The following is a 20486-nucleotide window of genomic DNA, read 5'->3' on the forward strand; positions in this document are numbered from 1 at the left end:
TGCCCTCATGAGACGATTTACAACTCAAATAGGACTGCTATATTGTCATAATTAGGTTGCTTTTATAAGTGTTTTAATAACTCATCAAGTTCTGATTGATTTAACTGTGCCTCTGGAAAATCTGACGGCGTATATCCATAGGCATCTTCTGACTGGCAATGTTCGATTAAATCTCTGATGTTCTGCAAATAGCTCTGAGCCAAATTTTCTATTGTGTTTCGTTGATGAATCTGACTACTATAAGCCCAGATAATCTGTAATTCTCCTGCTGTCACCAGACAATCAATCTCTAATTGATGCTCCCGATTTTGCTGGGAACTTTGTTCGTATCCGGCGGGCTTAGAGGCTACGTTCCAACCAGTTTTGAATTGAACTTGGTCGAATTGTCCTAGATAGTTAAAACTAATTTCTGGGGTGGGAATTCTCTGCAATCGTTCTTTGACCTCAGCATCTGCACACAAGTAACGCAAAATGCCATAGCCAATCCCCCGCTGTGGAATTGCTCGTAATTGTTCTTTGAGCGACTTGATTACTGTCGCTAGTGGGGTTGATTGTGGGAGTTGCAATAAGGCTGGAAATAAACTGGTAAACCATCCTACTGTCCGCGATAAATCTACATCTTCAAACAGTTCTTCGCGTCCATGTCCCTCTAGATCGATGATGACGCTGGAATTTCCCGTCCACTCAGTTAAGGTCATTACTAACCCAATCAGGAGGATATCGTTAATTTGAGTTTTGTATGCCTCGTGTACCGATCCTAGCAATTGATGGGTTTGTGCGGCACTCAATGTCACAGATATCGTATCAGTACTCCCTACCGTGTTGTCTGCTGTGTGGCTGGTTCGATCTATGGGTAATGGAGTTGCCCTCTCCCAAGGTTGGCCAAGCCAATAATCTAACTCCGATTTGAGTATTTCTGATTGGGCATAGTGATTTAATTTTTCCGCCCAGTCAATAAATGCTGTGGTTTTGGGACTTAGTTGTATCGGCTGTTGTGTAAATAGTTGTTGATAAATTGTTTCTAAATCTGATAATAAAATCCGCCAACTCACCCCATCTACCGCTAGGTGATGAATGATAATTAATAACTGTCCATCCTGCTCGTTGCCCAGGTCAAACATCACCACTTGCACGATAGATCCGGCGGACAGGTTTAAACTAGCTTGAAATTCGGAGGCGATATTTTCTAAAGCTTGTGGTTGTTCCTCAATGGGAGTTGTGGATAAATCCGCTACGGAAAAGGGTATGTTATCCTCTAATTCGTGGAGTATTTGTTGGTGTTTTGTGGCTGCTGCTGGAAAGCGCAACCGTAGCGCATCATGATGCTCTAGTAATTTTTGACAGGCGTTAGCGATAAATTCCCTGTCTAGATCGGGGGGAATTTGTAGTAAAACCGATTGGTTGTAATGGTGAGCTGCTATATGCTGTTTCGCCCAGAACCTGCGTTGAATTGGGGTTAGCGGCGCCACTCCCGTCACTACACCTTGACGAGCATCAACTATCGCGGTTGTGTTGGCAACCCTGGCTAATTCGGCGATGGTTTGATGTTGAAATATTTGTTTGGGCGTGATTTGGACTCCAGCAGTTTTGGCACGAGACACTACTTGAATGCTGAGGATAGAATCCCCGCCGATTTCAAAGAAGTTGTCGTGAATACTGACTTGCTCGCGCAGCAGTAGTTCTTGCCAGATGATGGTTAAGATTTGCTCACTCTCCGTCTGGGGGGCTACATATTCCCGCTCTCGTTCGATGTTGCCATCAGGTGCAGGTAGTGCTTTTTTGTCTATTTTGCCGTTGGGAGTTAACGGCAGGGTATCAAGGATAACAAAGATCGCAGGTACCATGTAGGCGGGGAGTCGCTGTTGGAGAAATTCCCGTAGTTGATGAGTGTTGACGGTTTCCTCTTCACTGACGACATAGGCGATGAGGCGCTGATTTCCAGAAGTATCTGCATTGGCTATGACCACAGCTTGTTGAATCTGAGGATAATTATTCAACGCTGCTTCGATTTCGCCTGGTTCGATGCGGAAGCCGCGAATCTTTACTTGATGGTCAATGCGTCCCAGGAATTCGATGTTGCCATCACAAAGATAACGAGCGAGGTCGCCTGTTTTATATAGGCGTGCTGATTTGTTAAAGGAAAAGGGATTGGGAACGAATTTTTCTTGAGTCAATTTTGGACGGTTCAGGTAGCCTCTGGCTAATCCATCACCACCAATATATAGTTCTCCAGCTACTCCAATGGGCACTGGTTGCATGTGTTGGTCTAAAATGTAAACTTGGGTGTTGGCGATGGGACGACCGATGGAAGGTGACTTGGTTGTTCCCTTTGCTATCAAAGCAAACGTAGAGTAGGTTGTGTCTTCTGAAGGACCGTATAGATTATATACTGTTTCAATGTTTTGATGCTGGTAGAGCTGCTCTACCATTTTATTTGGCAGAGGTTCACCTGCTAAATTGACAGTCTGTATCTGTGCAGGTATGCTACCAATTCTTAAAAGTTCAGCGATCGCTGAAGGAACTGTATTAATTAGAGTTATCTCCTCGGCTGTGTTCAGGTTGGGTATATCCAAAGCATTATGGGCAACAATTACTTTACCCCCCACGCACAAAGTTACAAATAACTCAAAAACAGATAAATCAAAACAGATGGAAGTTGTAGCCAAAACTCCACTTAGCTGCTTCCTTGTAAATGTTTGTGTAGCCCAATGGTACAAAGCAACTGTACTTTGATGTTTGATAGCAACACCCTTGGGTTGACCTGTAGAACCCGAAGTATAGATGACATAAGCCAAATTAAATGATGTAACCTCACTATCAGCATTCCGTTGAGAATAGGTTGCGATCTTTTCCCAATCAGTATCCAAACAAACCACCTGAGACACATCGGAGGGCAAAATAGACAACAAGTTTTCTTGCGTCAACAACACCTCAATTCCTGCATCGCTCAACATATAACTCAATCGTTCGGCTGGATAACTTGGGTCAAGTGGTACATACGCTCCACCCGCCTTGAGAATACCCAACAATCCCACCATCATCTCAACAGAACGTTCCACACAAATGCCCACGAGTACTTCTAATTCTACTCCCAAGCTTTGCAGGTGATGAGCTAGTTGATTCGCACGTTCATTTAACTGTTGATAAGTTAATTGTTGCTGTTCAAATACCACTGCCACCGCATTTGGCGTTTTTGCTACCTGTTCCTCAAATAACTGATGGATACATTTTTCTTTTGGATATTTCGTCTGGGTGTTGTTCCACTCTACTAATAACTGATGTTGCTCAGATTCAGTTAGCAGGGGGAGTTCGTACACACGTTGCTCTGGATGAGCGACAATCTTCCCTAACAAAGTTTGAAAATGTTTTAACCAGCGATCGATTGTTGCAGCATTAAACAATTCTGTGTTGTATGCAAAATCTAAAATAAGATTGTCATTTATCTCGGTAACATTCAAATTGATATCGTAATCGGCAAAGCTAATTGGTTGAACGAACAAGTCTGTTTCCAGTTCAAACATCTTTTGCATGGCTACAGGTCGCTCCATGTTAAATATTGCCGATACAACAGAGGAGGGGCTTATATCGCGATTAGTTTTCAACTTGTCAATTAACCAAGCAAACGGATAATCTTGGTGTTCGTAGGCATCTAATAATACATCTTTGACTTTTTTAAGATGCTCTAAGAATGGCAAGTCGCCGACTACTGGACTTCGTAAAAGTAGTAAATGAGCACAGTATCCGACCAGCCCTTGACTTCCCCGAATTGACCGTCCACCACTGGGAATACCTACCACAATGTCATCTTGATTTGTTAATCGGTAAAGTAAAACTGTATACACTGATAAAAGAGTCATAAACAAAGTACAACCCTTTTGTGTACTTAGCTGCTTTAGTTGACGACAAAGATCGGCATCAAGCTGTATCGTTTGCTTATTACTCCGATAGCTCTTTATCGGCGGGCGAGGACGGTCAGTTGGCAGGTCTAAGACGGGAATTGAATTGGCAAATTTTTCTAACCAGTAAGATTCGCTAATAGCCATTTTCTCGGTTTGGCGTTGCTCTTCCTGCCAATTGACGTATTCTCTAAATTGTTGAGGCGATGAGAGCTGGCAAACAACGCCTTGACACTCTGTTGAATACAATTGAGCTATTTCTTGCAAAATAATGCCCATCGACCAGCCATCGGTAACAATGTGATGCGCCGTCAGAACTAGCAAATGTAGTTGCTCTTCTAGTTTGAGAATCTGAGCGCGAAACAGAGGTGCTGTGGCAAGGTCAAAAGGTTTTAGATTTTCTTGTTGAAACCACTGTGTTACTTGAAAATCGCGATCGCCCTTTGGGCGGCTCCCCTTATGAGCATCGCCTGCATTAGATAAATCAATTAACGAAATATCTATCTTTAGAGATGGCAAAATCTGCTGAAAATTACCCTGACTGTCGATTTTTGTCCGTAAAGCCTCATGGCGATCTACAACTTGCTGTACGGCTCGATTCATCGCCTCCAGATTTAACGAACCTTTTAATTGCAGACTGAGCGAGATTTTGTAAGCGAGGGTGCCATCGTCTCCCATCCGATCTAAAATCCAGAGTTGCTTTTGAGCTTTAGTTAAAAGTATTTTGTCTGTTTCTTTCTTGACTTCGGCTTCTTTTACTAAGTTAGATTCACTTATTTTTTCCGATGTTTTGGCTAATTCTTGCTTTTTTTGGCTTTGATCGCTCACAGATTTGGGTAAAAAATCCCCTTCTCGCAGTTCGGCGACAATATTTTTAATTGTTTGAATTAGGTAATCTATATCTTCGTCAGTATGCGCCGCAGACAGAAAACAATTGCGCCCCTCCCAAACATAAATTCCCTTTTCGAGCAAATGATAAAATAACAAGTCCATATTGCTCGAAAAAGCAAAACGGAACAACGAGCCAAAATAAACGATACGAATGGATAAATTCTCGCCTGCAAAGTAAGCATTCAGCGTGTCCGCTAACTTAGCTGTGCGCTGATTCAAATTCTCTTGCAAAGTAGATCCGCGCATTTTTATTTCTTTGAGGACAGCACTCGCAGCAGCTAAAGCTAGAGGATGTTTGCAGAAAGTGCCAGCAAAAAATGTCGTCTCTGCTTGAGGATAGGATGCATCTCCATAGTTCCACATCCCACCGTCAAGACTATTCATATAAATAGCTTTACCAGCAACGACACCGATAGGCATTCCCCCACCAACGATCTTGCCGTAAGTAGCAATATCTGCATCAATCCCGAACCATGCTTGCGCTCCACCAGGATGAATGCGAAAACCAGTAATCATTTCATCAATTATCAATGCGATTCCCTTTTCTCGCGTTAACTGTCTGAGTTGGTGGAGAAATTCTCTCGGTTGGAGATCGGGTCGGCGGCTTTGTACTGGTTCGACTAAAACGGCTGCCAGTTCGTGTGCGTGAGCTTCGAGTATCTCTAAGGAATGAGGATTGCCATACTCAAGCACCAAAACATCTGCGACTGCATTTGATGGAATCCCTGGAGCAATTGGTACTACATTTAAATCGTCGCTCGTTGGAGTCATTGCCAAAGTTCCATCAAAGTGACCGTGATAAGAACCAGCAAACAAAGCAATTTTTTGACGACCTGTAACTGTGCGTGCCAAGCGCAGTGCTGTCATCACCGCTTCGGTTCCAGAATTACAAAAAGTAACTCTCTCCATTCCCGTAAGTTGGCAAATTAGCTGCGCAACCTCTCCTGCCAGACGGGTTTGGGGTCCAATTTGTATTCCTCGATCGACCTGCTCTTTTAAAGCGGCGATCGCAAAATCGGGCTGGTGTCCAAACAAATTCACCCCAAATCCCATTGTCAGGTCTAAGTACTCATTTCCATCAACATCCCAAATTCTCGAACCCTGAGAACGTTCTCCCACAATCGGATAGAGCATTTCTTTGGTAGAGAAACGAAAGCCCGCCGCAGCCCTATTGTCTGCCAAAATTGGTCGATAGGTTTGCGTTAGTTGTTTTGAGGTTTGAGTGCGCTGGGTATAACGAACGATGAAATCTTCTAAGTGACGCTGTTGTTGCGGGTTGAGTCCTTGATGGCGAATTTCGCTGACTTTCCAAGGGGGCAAGGGCGAAAATCTTTCTTGAGCCATTGGTTTGGGTGGTGCTGGCTTTAGTGTCTCAACTGCGGGTTTTGAGTGTCCGTTGTGGGCAGAAAAATTGGGAACTGTGGATAAACCATTACCCCGCATCACTTCTAATTGCTGAGACATAAGCTGAAGCTGCTGCTGAATGATTGCTTCCATCGCTTTCTGAGATCCCATCTGTTGCTCTACTGTGGCTGGCTCGCTTGGTTGTGATAGTTGCGATCGCAACAGTACCTCAGTTTCTGTTTCATTTAAAATAAAATCTTCTGGGACGATGTGCTCGTTTAGATAATTTGCCAAGGCATCAAGGGTCGTCAACTCCTCAAATAATTGGCGAATAGTAATTTTTATTCTATAGTTTGTTTCAATGCTGTTAATGGCATCAATAAGGACTATAGAATCAGCGCCTATTTCTAAGAAAGGAGCGTTTATATTTATTTCAGATGGTTCTGTTTTAAGTAAATTCGCAACCAGAGTTCGCAAGGTTGTAAGAATTGTTTCTTTTTGGTTCGTTTTGCTAAATGTAGTCAAAGCAGGATTTAAACCGTTAGTAGCGATCGCGTTTGCCTTTATGGGCTTGGATAACTGGTTTGGCATTGTGCTTTGTTCTGGAATCCAGTAACGTTTTCTTTGGAAAGGATAGGTAGGAAGCGAAAGTAGGCGACGTGAATAATCTCGATCGAATCCCAGCCAGTCAATCTTTGCTTTGCTTACGTATAAGGCTGATAAACTTTCCAGCATCACTCCCCAATCCTCTTTCTGCGGTGCTAAAGAAGGTAGCCAAACCGCCTTTTCTTTTTGTTGACAGCGTTTACCTAAGCTCGACAGGATTGGTTTGGGACCAATTTCTAAAAATAGTTCGTATCCTTGTGCGAATAGAGTTTTTATCCCCGCCATAAATTGAACTGTTTGGCGAGTGTGTTGTCGCCAATATTTGGCATCCGGGATAAATTCAGAGTACATCATTTGCCCCGTTAAATTTGATATTAGGGGAATACTTGGAGCGTGAAATTGGATTTGACTGGTTTGTAACTCAAAGGCATCCAAAATATCTTCTATTAAAGGAGAGTGAAAAGCATGAGACACTTTTAAGCTTCGAGTCTCAATTCCTCGTGCTTCCAAGGCATCAGCGATTGAGGCGATCGCTGCTATACGCCCAGATATCGTAATATTTTTGGGGGCGTTGATGGCGGCGATCGCTACTTCTTTTGCGTAAGGTTGAATGGCTGTTGCTACTTGTGCTTCATCAGCAAATACAACTAGCATCTCACCTTTATGAGGCAATGTCTGCATCAATTTTGCCCGTTCGGAAATCAGTTTGAGTCCGTCTTCCAAGCTGAATACTCCCGCTACACATGCAGCGACATATTCACCCACACTATGACCCATAACTACATCTGGAGTTATCCCCCAAGATTTCCATAACTCGAAAAGTGCGTACTCTAAAGCAAATAATGCTGGTTGAGTATAAATTGTTTCATTTAGGAGAGAATCGCTCTCTGATTCGGGGTATAAAATTGATAGTAGCGGTTTTTCTAAATAAGAAGACAGAATTTCTTGGCAGTGGTCTAAACAGTTGCGGAAAGTAGGTTGAGTTTGGTAAAGTTGTCGTCCCATCCCTAAATACTGGGAACCCTGACCACTAAACAAAAAGGCAATTTTGGGAGACTTTTGACCGAGCGAGTGAGCGCTTGCTACCCCAGAATTCTCTTGCCCAAGAGTAAAAGCATTCAATGTTGTTTGCAATTGCTGTCGAGAGTCAACAATCGCAGCCAATCGATGGTCAAAATGCGATCGCCCTACGTTAGCAGTGAAGCAAATATCTGCCAATGATGCTTCAGGATGAGACACTACGAAATCTGCATAACTTTGTGCCAATTCCTGTAAAGCCTTCTCGCTTTTTGTAGAAAGTGTAAGCAGGTGTACTTTGCGTTCAATATCGCTAGCTACCTGAGTCACAGCAGGTGCTTCTTCAAGAATCACATGGCAATTAGTACCACCGAAGCTAAACGAGCTGACTCCGGCAAAGCGAGGTTCTGTACTAGCAGACCAAGGTTGGCACTCAGTAGGGATGGAAAAGGGAGTTCCTTCCAGAGAAATATATGGATTCAGCTGATTCAGGTGCAGGTGGAGGGGAATCTCCCCATGTTGCAGGGATAGCACCACCTTGATGAGGCCAGCAATTCCGGCAGCAGTTTCCAAATGACCAATATTGGTCTTGACCGAGCCAATCCAACACGGCTGCTCTAAGGAACGGCCCTCCATCAGCACTGCTTTTAGGGATTTAATTTCAATTGGGTCTCCCAAAGAGGTGCCAGTGCCATGAGCCTCAACATAACTGATTTGGGCTGGTTTGACGAGAGCGTTTTCTAAAGCTTGGCGAATCACAGCTTGCTGTGCAAGTCCATTGGGTGCTGTAATTCCATTGCTGAGACCATCTTGGTTGACTGCCGAGCCTCTAATGATTGCCAGAATATTGTCTCCATCCCGGAGCGCATCTGGAAGACGCTTGAGAACCACTATGCCACAGCCTTCCCCCCGCACATAACCGTCTGCTTTGGCGTCAAATGTCTTACAGCGACCGTCAGCGGCCATCATACGTGCTTGAGAGAAAGTGATGGTTGGCTCAGGAGACAGCATCAGGTTCACCCCTCCGACTAGACACAAATTGGACTCTCCACTCTGCAAACTCTGGCAGGCAAAGTGTACTCCAACCAAAGATGAGGAACAACCAGTATCCATCGCTACACTAGGCCCTCGCAGATCTAGCACATAAGATAACCGACTGGCAGCAATGCAGGGGGAGGTCCCAGTGCCCTTATAGGCGTCTAAGCTAGATAAATCCTTGTATATAAGCCTGTGGTAGTCTAGGTTGCTGATACCAATGTACACCCCAGTCCGGCTACCAGCTAGCTTTTCCGGTACCAATCCGGCATTTTCGAGAGCTTCCCAGGTGACCTCCAACAATAGTCTTTGCTGGGGATCCATTGCCTCAGCTTCGCGGGGGGAAATCCCGAAGAAGCTGGGAGCGAACCGATCCACTTCCTCCAGAAAGCCACCCCAGCGGGTGTTCATTTTTCCGGGTGTATCTGGGTTTGGGTCATACAAGGCATCAATATCCCACCGATCTGACGGCACCTTTTTGATAGCATCTACACCAGATCGCAGCAGTTGCCAGAAGGATTCCGGATCCTTCGCACCAGGAAAACGACAGCCAATGCCTATAATCGCGATCGGTTCCACTTCAAATCTCCTAACTTCATATCTCTTTGTCAACGTGCCAGCCAATTACTTACGGGGGTTGTCAATCCGACGAAAGGTAATCCGCAAGAGGTTCGTCGTCCCTAAGTGATAACAAATACTGCAAAAGCTGAGGTATTTTTCATAGCGGCAAACTAATTCTTCCCCGACTAGCTTGATGGCTGCTTTCCGATTTGCTTTTAGGTTTGAAAGCCAAGCTTTGCAGGTACGCGCATAGTCCTTGCCATCATTGCGTAGTGCGACAATCTCAAAAATCCGTTCGCTGCCTTTAACAATGTCCGCCAAACGTGGATAATCTGTTTCTTGGAATATCTCAGTTGCAATGAACTTACTGAAGTCTTCTCGGCGCATATTCTCGATCGCGCCAGTTTGCAAAGACATCCAGCCACCGGGGTTCAGTAACTGATGGCAGTGCGAAAAGAAATGGCGATAAGCTTCTACTTTCTCAGCTTGAGATATCTCTAGCTTGGCGGCGTGTTCTAGTACTCCTATTGCCAAGAGCGCATCATATGGCTTCTCTGGATAATGCTCTGCCCAGTTCTGTAAATGAACCGAAATCCGAGGGTTTTCTAACGATTTAACCCACTCTGTTTGAGCTTTGCTCAAGGTTAGACCGACTGCTTGCTCAACACCATGAACTTCAACTAGGCGTCTCAACAGCGAACCCCAACCGCAGCCTATATCTAAGACTCGTTTAGCTCCCTTTGCCCTCGCCTGGTTGATATGGAAGTCTAGCTTTCGGATTTGTGCTGTTTCTAGAGCATCATACCCTTCATTTTCTTCCCACATTGCACAGGTATAGGCAAGGGTTTTATCTAGCCAAAGTCGATAAAATTCGTTGCCGTCATCGTAATGATTTTGAATTGCCTCAGCCGACGTGCCCTTGTAATCGTATTGGATTGCCGAAGTTAAAGCAACGGTATTTTTAGATTTCATAGTTATGAATAGAACGGGTTGACGGGCGATTGTTGATTAAGTTAATGGACTTTAGGTCAATTTCGGGGATTATCGATCCGACGCATGGTAATACGTAAAAGATCCATATTTCCAGCGTGGAAACCAATTGTGAAAAGGCTGAGGAATTTTTCATATCTGGCAACCATTTCTTCCCCTACCAGATTGACTGCTGCTTTCCGATTCGCCTTTAAATTAGAAAGCCAAGTTTTCCAGGTACGCACGTAGTCTTCGCGGTTATTTCTAAGGGCTACAATCTCAAAAATTCTTTCAGTTGCTTCGGCAATTTCTGAAAAACTAGGTAAATCTGAATCGGGGAGACAATCCGCAATGAACTGACTCAATTCTTCTCGGCGCACGTTCCCGTATGTCATGGTCTGGAGGGACATGCAACCACCAGGTTTTAGCCACTCGTGGCAGCGCTGGAAAAATGTACGATAGCCCTCTACTTTCTGTACATTGTTGAGGTTAAGTTTAGCGAAATGTTCAAACGCACCAACTGAAATAATTGCATCGTAAGGCTCTTCTGGAGAGTGCTCTGACCAGCTTTCTAATTTGACTTTAATTCGTGGCTGTTTAAATGACTCAATCCATTCCGCCTGAGCTTTGCTCAAAGTCAGACCCACAGCCTGCTCAACATTATGCACTTCCACAAGTCTTTTTAATGTGGTACCCCAGCCACAACCCACATCTAAAACTCGTAATGCACCCCTTGCCTTCGCTTGGTTAATATGAAAGTCAATCTTTCTTAACTGCGCTGACTCCAAGGTGTCATTTTCTTCCCAAATGGCACAGGAATACGCGTTAGTGCTACCGAGCCAAAGTCGGTAAAAATCGTTACTAACATCGTAATGATACTGAATTGCCTCTGCTGATGCACCTGGATTTTGATTTTTCACTGCGTTCATTGGTTATCTTATCTCCTGCTTAAAACTTGCAGCAATTAAGCAAGCACTACGGGTTCAATGTGCCAGCCAATTACTGACGCGGGTTGTCAATTCGGCGCAGGGCAATTCGTAAAAGATCAGTCGTTCCAACGTGGAAACAAATGATCGAAAAATTGAGGTATTTTTCATACCGCTTAACGACTTCCTCCCCGACTAGCTTGACTGCTGCTTTCCGGTTCGCCTTTAGCTTTGAAAGCCAAATCTTGCAGGTGCGTACGTAGTCTTGGCGATCGTTGCGAAGCTCCACGATCTCGAAAATTCTCTCAGTCGCTTTGGCAATGTCGGCAATACTAGGTAAATCTGATTCGGGGAGAACTTCTGTGAAAATGAATTCACTGGCGTCTTCTCGGCGCATGTTCCCGTATGAAATGACCTGGAGCGACATCCAGCCACCTGCTTTCAGCCATGAGTGGCAGCGCGAGAAGAACTGACGATAGACTCCTAATTTTTCTTCATAGGAAAGTTCTAACCGAGCAAAATGTTCAAACGCTTCTAACGAAATAATGCCGTCATAGGGTGCCACTGGAGAGTGATCCATCCAGTGTTCCAGATGCACTTCGAGCTTTGGGTGGTTCAACCCCCAAATCCATTTAGAATGGACTTCGCTCATAGTAATCCCAACAGCACGTTCAACACCATGAACGTCTACAAGACGCCTCAATACTGAACCCCAACCACAACCCACATCTAAAACTCGTTCAGCGCCCTTTGCCTTGGCTTGAGCGATATGGAAGTCAAGTTTTCGCATTTGTGCTGTTTCGAGGTCGTCAGATGCTTCATCTTTTTCCCAAAGTGCACAGGAGTAGGTCAAAGTGGGATCGAGCCAGAGAGAGTAAAAATCGTTACCAATGTCACAATAATGATGCTGAAGTGCCTCAGCCGATGAACCGCGATTTTGAGTTTTCAAAGTATTCATTGCACTGTCTTATCTGGGACAAATATTTACCTAATGGATGCCCATTGCAGAAATCCCCCGCATTTTGGGAGTCTACTTACGATCTGATTCCTCTTTCACTACTGGTGCTTACACCTTTACTTTGGATTCCTCAATTAAATGCTGGACCAAAGCATCAATGGTGGGGTAATCGTACAGCAAGGTAGGATCAAGCTCACGTCCAAGCCAAGTTTCCAGGTCACCAGTCAAGCCTACTAATGCTGAGGAATCTAGACCGTAGCGGTCGAAGGGAATCCTGACATCGATTTCATCTGAGTCGATTTCGAGTAGTTCGGCTAGATAAGAGACTAACCAGGCTTGAATCTTTGCCTCAGTAGCAGACTCCTTGGGCATCTGGGTGACTTGAATATCCTGAATTTTCATTGTTTTAATCTCCATAGTTTTGGTGAGTCAGTTTTTTTCTTTAAAAATTGCTGAAAGTGTTGCTAAACCACCTTTTTAGCCTCGATCGCGTCTGTTGTCGGAGCCTTGACATTCCAAACTAAGCCAGTCAATTCAAGCGTGCGGATGACCCAGTAACCCAGGTCAATTTGCCACCACTTCAGTCCAAATTTTGCCGAGTTGGGGAAAGCATGATGGTTGTTGTGCCAAGATTCTCCGTGAGTAGGAATAGCTAACCAAATGTTGTTCGTACTTTGTTCGCGGGTATTAAAAGGACGGCTGCCATAAAGGTGGGTAATCGAGTTAATGCTGTTCGTAAAATGGTACGAGAGGAATAAGCGGACGCAGCCCCCCCAGAGGAATCCGGAGAGTACACCCATACTCGTTCCTGTGAGCATCCCTCCGAGGATGCTGGGAATGGTAAGTCCCAGCAAGATCCAAACGTAGTAAAGCTGGTTGACTTTTGAGAGCGCAGGCTCCCGAAGTAGGTCTTTGCTAAACAAGAAAGTGTTTGTGATTTCGTGAGTAAAGGTCCAGCCAATCTGGGCATGCCATAGCCCTCGAATCTGACCAAGGCGTTGGTTTTGATTGCAATAGGGTGAATGGGGGTCCCCAGGTTGATCGCTGTATTGGTGGTGGCGTCGATGATTGCTGACCCAATAAATTAAGGGACCTTGACATGCCATAGATCCAAGGATGGCGAGTATAACTCGGACAGCAGTATTCGTGTGGAAGGCACAGTGGGCAAAGTGTCGGTGAAAACCTACAGTAATCCCGACAAACGTCAAGACGTACATGCTAACCAATAGCCCTACCTCCACGAAGCCAATTCCTACGTGGGAAGCGATCGCAATTGCGGCTATTGAACCCAGTAAAGGAATTATGTTAATGGCTAAGGCATGAAGTTGCTGTGGAGTTTTCAGGCGATCGCTCTTGATTGTTACTTTCTGCCACATAGGTGAAACTGTAGGAGGCTCGAATTTTGTTGTGTAATCCAACTGCGTAGTCATTGGTCTCTCTTAATTGCTTTTGACGTTTCAAAACCTTTAGTTAGCTAGAAAATTGGTTTCCTTCGATAGTTCTGATTGCTTGGAAGTTTGCAGTTGCTGCCATAGAGATTCCACTTCAGTGTGCAGTTGCAGGAACTTCACTTTGTTCTGAGAATCCTGGCTCCAATCCCCCACCACATTTAAGCTTCCCTTCAGAAAACCAGTCCGACAGGCATGGCGCTGAATCTTGCCGCTGGAAGTCTTGGGGATACTTCCAGTCTTAAGCAGCACTACAGCATAAACCTGCAGCTCGTGCTGATGCGTCACTGCCTGGCAGATATCTCCAACAACCTTATTGACATCCAGCTTGTGCAGATGACTCCGCTCCACCTCAGCAACGACTACCAACCGCTCTTGGTCATCGATCTCCACCGCAAACGCCGCCCCACAACCTGGCCGCAGTGCCGGATGACTCTGCTCAACTGTCAGTTCAATATCCTGGGGATAGTGGTTGCGACCCCGGATAATAATCACATCCTTAAGTCGCCCCGTAATGAACAACTCACCATCCTGCAAAAATCCCAAGTCACCCGTGCGCAGAAACGGCCCTTCTCTCGTATCTGCTAGGTAGGCATTAAAAGTCTGTTCAGTCTCTGACGGTCGATTCCAATAGCCGTGAGCTACATTCGGACCTGACACCCAAATTTCTCCCACTTGACTAGCAGAACACAGAGTTAAGGATTCGGGATTAACGATCGCGATTTTCTGGTCTAACCAGGTCTGACCACAGCCCACGATTGTCCGGGCATCTTCCTGCTTACCAACGGTTGCCACAACCCGGTTTTGTTCAAGGGCTGCCCCTTCAACACAATAAACAACGGGGGGAGCTGTTTTCAAACCTCCGGAAACGAATAAAGTTGTTTCAGCCATCCCGTAACAAGGGTAAAATGCTCGGGCGCGGAAGCCACAAGGTTCAAAAGTGGCTGCAAAACGCTCTAGCGTATCTGCACGGACGGGTTCAGCTCCGTTGAAAGCAACATCCCAGCTACTCAAGTCAAGACTCGCCAGCTGCTCGGGAGTAATCTGGCGAACACACAAGTCATAAGCAAAATTCGGCCCGCCACTGGTAGTCGCTTGATAACGGGAAATGGCTTGTAGCCAACGGAAAGGCTTCTGGATAAATGCCACGGGTGACATGAGAAAGCACGGTATCCCCAGATATAGGGGTTGTAGCACATTCCCAATTAGTCCCATGTCATGGAATAAGGGCAACCAACCTACAAAGATAGTTTTCTCTGTATGCTGGTAGGCTATTTTGACCATTTGCTCGTTGTGCAGCAGATTGCCATGACTGACCATTACCCCCTTCGGTGTCCCCGTAGAACCAGAAGTGTACTGGAGAAAAGCGAGAGTGTCGCTGCTCGCAGTTGGATCTTGCCAGCCTGATCTACAATCGCTGTCAATTTTATCGATAGCTAGCCAGTGTATGGCAGATAATTGTGGATTCCGAACCAATTGGCTTTCCATGCTAGTCAATTCGGATGTCGTAGTAAGTGCCGCCGACGTTTGGGCATCCGATACAATCGCTTGTAGTCTGGACATTTTTTGATTGCGTCGAGGCGGATAGGCGGGAACGGCGACAAATCCAGCGTATAAACAGCCAAAGAAAGCAGTAATAAAATCTAGACCTGGTGGAAACAGCAACAAGACTCGCGAACCAGGAACTTTAACTCGGTCTTGAAGTTGAACGGCGATCGCTTGCGCTTTTCGCTCCAATTCTTGATAAGTAAGACTTACGCTTTCTGTTTCTCCGTTTATTAAAAAGGTATAGGCAATTTGTTCCGACTGATGTATTGCTCGGTATTGCAAGATATCTAAAAAGGTAGAAAAATTATCCATTTTCTTCTCATATTTACTTCGTTTGAGTATATGATTCGACTCCACCGTCTCAATGTCGTTCTTGTCGTATATCGTTTAAGTGGAGACGATACGGTTATTGATAAGCCGTATAGTGACCCACAATTAACAGCAATTTTTTGGTTACTTTTTGTCGGGTAAGCATCATCGGGTAGTCAAGGGAATTCAGTTAATTTTCTTGTATTACACCGATGGTTCAGTCCAGTCTGTGCGTGTTAATTATCGCATTTACAACAAACAGAACTCCAGAACTCAAAGAAACCGGGTTTTTGATATTACTGTACCGATGCTCTAGCCACTTTGACAGTACCTCTAATCTCACTATCCAATGAGAATGATTATTTATTTAACAGTTTTGATTCCACGATAACGTAATAAGGTTTCCAAAAACCTTAATACATCTTCAATATTGTACTCATTTCCATCAACTCTACTAATCGTACTTTCTGATAACTCCAACATTTTCTTTACACTCTGAACTTTTCCGGTATTTATCTCCTTAATTATCAACGGAAAAATCGGATGCCAAGGAACTCTTATTAAAAGTCCATTTATAGCAACCCAAACTTCATTTTCACTTACTTTTCTCCAGATAACTACACGTTTTGGATAGACTTGAATGCAACTCTCAACCGTCAACATTTCGTCTTTTGGTAACGTAAACTGAGAGGCTGTTATTGGGCACATACCATAACAGGTAAGCATACGCAACCATAGTTTGGTGGTGACACGCTCAATAATTAAAGAATCTACAATCCCTTTAAAAATCATCGCTGCTGAACGAATTGCCTCTGGAATTTTCTCTGCACTTTCCTGCAAATCATCTGGGTTGAAGAATGCTTTAGTCTTGCTTTTTTGAAACGGGATAATTGATAATATCCAAAAAAATGATTTGATTATAGGTTTTATTATGTATTTGGAATATTTGTTGGAATGTTTTGCTAATAAAGTTTGTATTCTTTGTTCATAGATTCCATTCAGAGATCCCAAAATAAAATACCAACCTGTTAATGCCTGAATTATTCGCTTCAATAGATTTCCCTTAAGCGAATCTCCATATAAAGATTGTATTTCTTTACAAATCAAATATCCTAATGGTCTGAAAAATTCGTCGGCAGCATTAATAGCAATCACTATTGAAACATCTCCTCCTCTAGAATCTCCAACATGCCATATATCTGATGGCCAATACATCAAACCTCCTGGCTCGGCTTCGATAAGAGAAGAGCCATCAAGAAATTTCTGATAATCTCTCACTCCCTTAAGCTCCGGATGTTTATTTGCAAACTCTGGTGTCCACGTTATCATTGATTTCCTACCGATTATAGGAAAATAGAATGCAGCTTCCTTGGAAACATGATGACAATGCACACCAAACGGAGTTACTTTATAGTTTCCATAAAAAACAGAATAGAAATGCCCAAAGCTAAGGTAACCCAATGATTTATACAATCCTTGTAGAAAGTCATAAGTCCAATCCCAAAGAAAATCATTGACTTTAATAGAGTCAATTACTAATACATATTCCTGCTCATTGATCGCAGAGCGAATACGCTTATCATAAGCTGTAAAGGATGTGTCTTCTTTTTTGGGCAATAAAAAATTGGTTTTTTCTACTTCCTGTTTCTCTCCTTCAATAAAAAATGTTAGAAATACTTTCTCCTCGGATTCATCATTAGTATTAAGATTGTTAACAATGAGCGAAAATAACCCATCTGATGTAATAGGAGGGTTAATAAAAGAGTCTTTAATAGCCAAAGACTCCCTTTCCCAATTGTTTAACACGAATTGATTCCAAAACTCTTGGGATATACCAGTTTGTGTAGTCTTCATATTTCTCAACTTTCTTTGTGCTCAAATAAAAAGTTTGTTCAATCGAACGCCCCGCAGCGACGCTTGTGCTTTTCGCTCCAATCCTTGATAAGTAAGACTTACGCTTTCTGTTTCTCCATTTAGAGCCTATTTATAAAGTAAATATTAAGGTAGGGGAGCCAGTGCGGTGGACGGGTTTCCCGGCATAAAGCAACTGGCGTTGTGTTACGGCTGTGCAAGGATTTGAGAGTTTAAAAGAGTAAGAATCAGCCGCAGGGCACCGAGAAATCATGGTGCGTTAAGCGTTGCTATAACGCACCCTACAATTTAAGGTTTACTTTATAAATCATCTCTTTGAGTTGTTGCACCTTATGCTGTAATGGCTAGTCATATCAAAGTCACTGACGTAGTGACTGGTAATTTCAAGGACACAGACGAGGACGTAGAACTGACGATTATTTTTCTCCTTTAAATAATTGGGTCTTGTGGAAGAGCATCTGAGTCAGGACAAATGCATCTAAATTACTCTTAATCACAACGAAGGTTAAGAACCAACGAAAAAATCTTTCCTTTTTGATTATGTGGAGAATCAGAGGTTTTGAGTTGAGCCTTCTGATTGTTTATTGGTAGCAGTGAGACGAGTTTATTCACTGTAGAAAATCGGAAGTTTTGAGTCAGGGCAAACGCATGTAAAACCTAAAACCCTTATGGGACAAGGATATTGATGAAAAAAGAGACTAAATTATAAAATCCACAAACCCTTGCTATTAAAGGATTATTCTACTTTAGATGCGTTTGCCCTGGGTTTTGAGTTGAACCTTCTGATTGTTTATTGGTAGCAGTGAGACGAGTTTATTCACTGTAGAAAATCGGAAGTTTTGAGTCAGGGCAAACGCATGTAAAACCTAAAACCCTTATGGGACAAGGATATTGATGAAAAAAGAGACTAAATTATAAAATCCACAAACCCTTGCTATTAAAGGATTATTCTACTTTAGATGCGTTTGCCCTGGGTTTTGAGTTGAGACTTCTGATTGTTTATTGGTAGCAGTGAGACGAGTTTATTCACTGTAGAAAATCGGAAGTTTTGAGTCAGGGCAAACGCATGTAAAACCTAAAACCCTTATGGGACAAGGATATTGATGAAAAAAGAGACTAAATTATAAAATCCACAAACCCTTGCTATTAAAGGATTATTCTACTTTAGATGCGTTTGCCCTGGGTTTTGAGTTGAGACTTCTGATTGTTTATTGGTAGTAGTGAGATGAGTTTATTCACTATGGAAAATCAGAGGTTTTTAGCTGAACCTTCCATTTATTACGAGCTTAACAATTGATTAGGATGTATACATCTTACTAAGGGTGTATAAATAATATGAAATTTGCTAATTTGTATAACTCATAACTTAAGTGTGTTACAAACAATCTTGACTACGAAATCTCTTTTTGTCAATCCTGACTAACATCTATATAATTTAATATATGGAATCAGCTTCAAGCTGTCATCAATTCAGAGTTTATATTTTAAGTAGCAAAAAGATTGCCGATGAGCGATCTGAAGTACTCAGATATAACTGTACTTAAGTTCAGATTTATTTCAACTTAAGTTTGAATAATGGGTGGTAATCAGTAGCGTTTTGGTGCGTCTAATGCGACCGCCCAGGATGCCAAACAAAACCCCACCAGCTGCTCATCCCAGCAACAGAACCGATGTTAGCAATCCTGTCCAGTAGAGAGTTGAAGCTTTAGCTTTGGGGGAGCCAATCGTTAACCCTAATAACGCTGGTACACAGTTGGGTGCCATGCACCCGTGACAGGATAAGAGAATTGTACATTTGTCAAGAGGGTGAGAAAAAAGTGGACAGATTCAGTTTTGGGACTGGCTTTCGCAGAGCTTTGACTACACCTAATTGTTGATTTTCTTTGGCAGCAAAGTATTTAATCGGGTCATCAGCATTGCCTCGATCGTTGGCAACACTAAAACGATCGAGTCCTCGATAAATCATCTCCAAAGAAATGCGCTCAAACAGCAGCGAATTCTTGGTCAAAAACAGTAGATGATTCTTGGTTTTTCATAACAATTTCACCGCTTCAATAATGTTGACCATTGAAGGAGTCGGAATTACTCGCGTCAGTTCAAAGCCATTCGATCGCAAAAACGCTCGATATTCTGCCTCAGTTCGTTCCCGTCCACCCACCATCACCAGCATCAGCAAGTCAAGAAACTTTGCTGGAGCGGGTTCGTTTCCTGGTGGAATAATGCTTTCGACAAGGAGTAATTTGCCACGATCCGGCATCGCCTGATGACAGTTTTTCAGAATGACTGAGGACTTTTCATCATTCCAATCGTGGATAATCCAGCGCATCAGGTAAACATCACCACCCGATGGCACAGACTCAAAGAAATTTCCAGCAACGGGTTGAATTTTGTCGTCTACACTCACATTAGCAATGACTGCGGGCAGATCGAACAGAATCCCTTTCAGATGGGGATACGACTGGATAATTGCAGAAATTAAGCTGCCTTGCGCTCCACCAACATCAACGATCGTACTGAATTGGGAAAAGTCATAGCTGGCAGCAACCGCTTGTGCGCTCTCACTTCCTACATTAGTCATCGACTGCGACTGTATTTGACCCTCTTGGGGATGTTGAGCATAGTAATCCCAAAGCGACATACCTGCGGCAGCATCGAACGCAATCTCTCCGGTTTTCAAACTGTGCAAGCCATGACTCCAGCCCAAAGAACACTCGTATCCCATCTGCGACAGCGCAAAATATCGCATTGAGCTAGGACTATTGCTTTGTAGCGTTGCTCCTAATGAGTTCAGTGCAAAACATCGATCGGACACTTCAGTAAAGATGCCGACACTCGCTAAGGCACGCATGAGTCGATAGAGCGATCGCGGTTCGGTGTTCGTTGCGGCTGCGAGTTGAGCGATCGTCTGTGGCCGCTCGTCAAACACATCAGCAATCCCTAACTGTGCAGCAAGATAGATCGCTCGAGCAATCCAAAAGCCACCGATTAGATCGAACATCTTTGCTTGAGAGGTAGTTTCTGATGTTTTCATCTCGTTCACTCCTGAATACTAAATTACGTCTAATGTGAATTAAAGAGAATGAGACTGGAAGGTGAGAACATCAAT

Annotated in this window: 9 protein-coding genes and 1 pseudogene; all 10 read right to left on the minus strand. The window is 43.7% G+C overall.

Going from position 1 to position 20486, the window contains the following annotated elements; all coding sequences use genetic code 11:
• Positions 1–62: 62 nt before the first annotated feature.
• Positions 63–9368: pseudogene (locus RM368_RS01975) on the minus strand (amino acid adenylation domain-containing protein); the annotation flags it as partial.
• Positions 9369–9413: 45 nt separating this feature from the next.
• Complete coding sequence (locus RM368_RS01980; protein ID WP_322692484.1) at positions 9414–10322, minus strand: cyclopropane-fatty-acyl-phospholipid synthase family protein; 909 nt, start codon at positions 10320–10322, stop codon at positions 9414–9416.
• A 56-nt stretch (positions 10323–10378) separates the two neighbouring features.
• The gene (locus RM368_RS01985) at positions 10379–11248 is read right to left on the minus strand and encodes a cyclopropane-fatty-acyl-phospholipid synthase family protein (RefSeq protein WP_322692485.1); all 870 of its coding nucleotides are present in this window, start codon (positions 11246–11248) and stop codon (positions 10379–10381) included.
• A gap of 70 nt (positions 11249–11318) precedes the next feature.
• A complete protein-coding gene (locus RM368_RS01990; RefSeq protein WP_322692486.1) occupies positions 11319–12203 on the minus strand; it encodes a cyclopropane-fatty-acyl-phospholipid synthase family protein in 885 nt (294 codons plus the stop codon).
• Between the two features lie 108 nt (positions 12204–12311).
• Entirely contained in the window at positions 12312–12605 is a 294-nt protein-coding gene (locus tag RM368_RS01995; protein ID WP_322692487.1) for an acyl carrier protein, read from the minus strand.
• Positions 12606–12667: 62 nt separating this feature from the next.
• The gene (locus RM368_RS02000) at positions 12668–13633 is read right to left on the minus strand and encodes an acyl-CoA desaturase (RefSeq protein ID WP_322692488.1); all 966 of its coding nucleotides are present in this window, start codon (positions 13631–13633) and stop codon (positions 12668–12670) included.
• A gap of 36 nt (positions 13634–13669) precedes the next feature.
• The gene (locus tag RM368_RS02005; protein WP_322692489.1) at positions 13670–15511 is read right to left on the minus strand and encodes a fatty acyl-AMP ligase; all 1842 of its coding nucleotides are present in this window, start codon (positions 15509–15511) and stop codon (positions 13670–13672) included.
• 360 nt (positions 15512–15871) lie between these two features.
• Complete coding sequence (locus RM368_RS02010; RefSeq protein ID WP_322692490.1) at positions 15872–17287, minus strand: hypothetical protein; 1416 nt, start codon at positions 17285–17287, stop codon at positions 15872–15874.
• A gap of 1891 nt (positions 17288–19178) precedes the next feature.
• The gene (locus RM368_RS02015; RefSeq protein WP_416212205.1) at positions 19179–19388 is read right to left on the minus strand and encodes a hypothetical protein; all 210 of its coding nucleotides are present in this window, start codon (positions 19386–19388) and stop codon (positions 19179–19181) included.
• Positions 19389–19412: 24 nt separating this feature from the next.
• Entirely contained in the window at positions 19413–20411 is a 999-nt protein-coding gene (locus RM368_RS02020; RefSeq protein ID WP_322692491.1) for a methyltransferase, read from the minus strand.
• Positions 20412–20486: the final 75 nt, after the last annotated feature.

Origin of the sequence: Nostoc sp. DedSLP03 (assembly GCF_034530815.1) — a bacterium.
Lineage (GTDB): Bacteria > Cyanobacteriota > Cyanobacteriia > Cyanobacteriales > Nostocaceae > Nostoc.

Bases quoted from the DNA above. Each gene is read 5' to 3' on its own strand.
- RM368_RS01980 (WP_322692484.1), bottom strand. From the start codon at position 10,322: ATGAAATCTAAAAATACCGTTGCTTTAACTTCGGCAATCCAATACGAT.
- RM368_RS01985 (WP_322692485.1), bottom strand. From the start codon at position 11,248: ATGAACGCAGTGAAAAATCAAAATCCAGGTGCATCAGCAGAGGCAATT.
- RM368_RS01990 (WP_322692486.1), bottom strand. From the start codon at position 12,203: ATGAATACTTTGAAAACTCAAAATCGCGGTTCATCGGCTGAGGCACTT.
- RM368_RS01995 (WP_322692487.1), bottom strand. From the start codon at position 12,605: ATGAAAATTCAGGATATTCAAGTCACCCAGATGCCCAAGGAGTCTGCT.
- RM368_RS02000 (WP_322692488.1), bottom strand. From the start codon at position 13,633: ATGACTACGCAGTTGGATTACACAACAAAATTCGAGCCTCCTACAGTT.
- RM368_RS02005 (WP_322692489.1), bottom strand. From the start codon at position 15,511: ATGGATAATTTTTCTACCTTTTTAGATATCTTGCAATACCGAGCAATA.
- RM368_RS02020 (WP_322692491.1), bottom strand. From the start codon at position 20,411: ATGAAAACATCAGAAACTACCTCTCAAGCAAAGATGTTCGATCTAATC.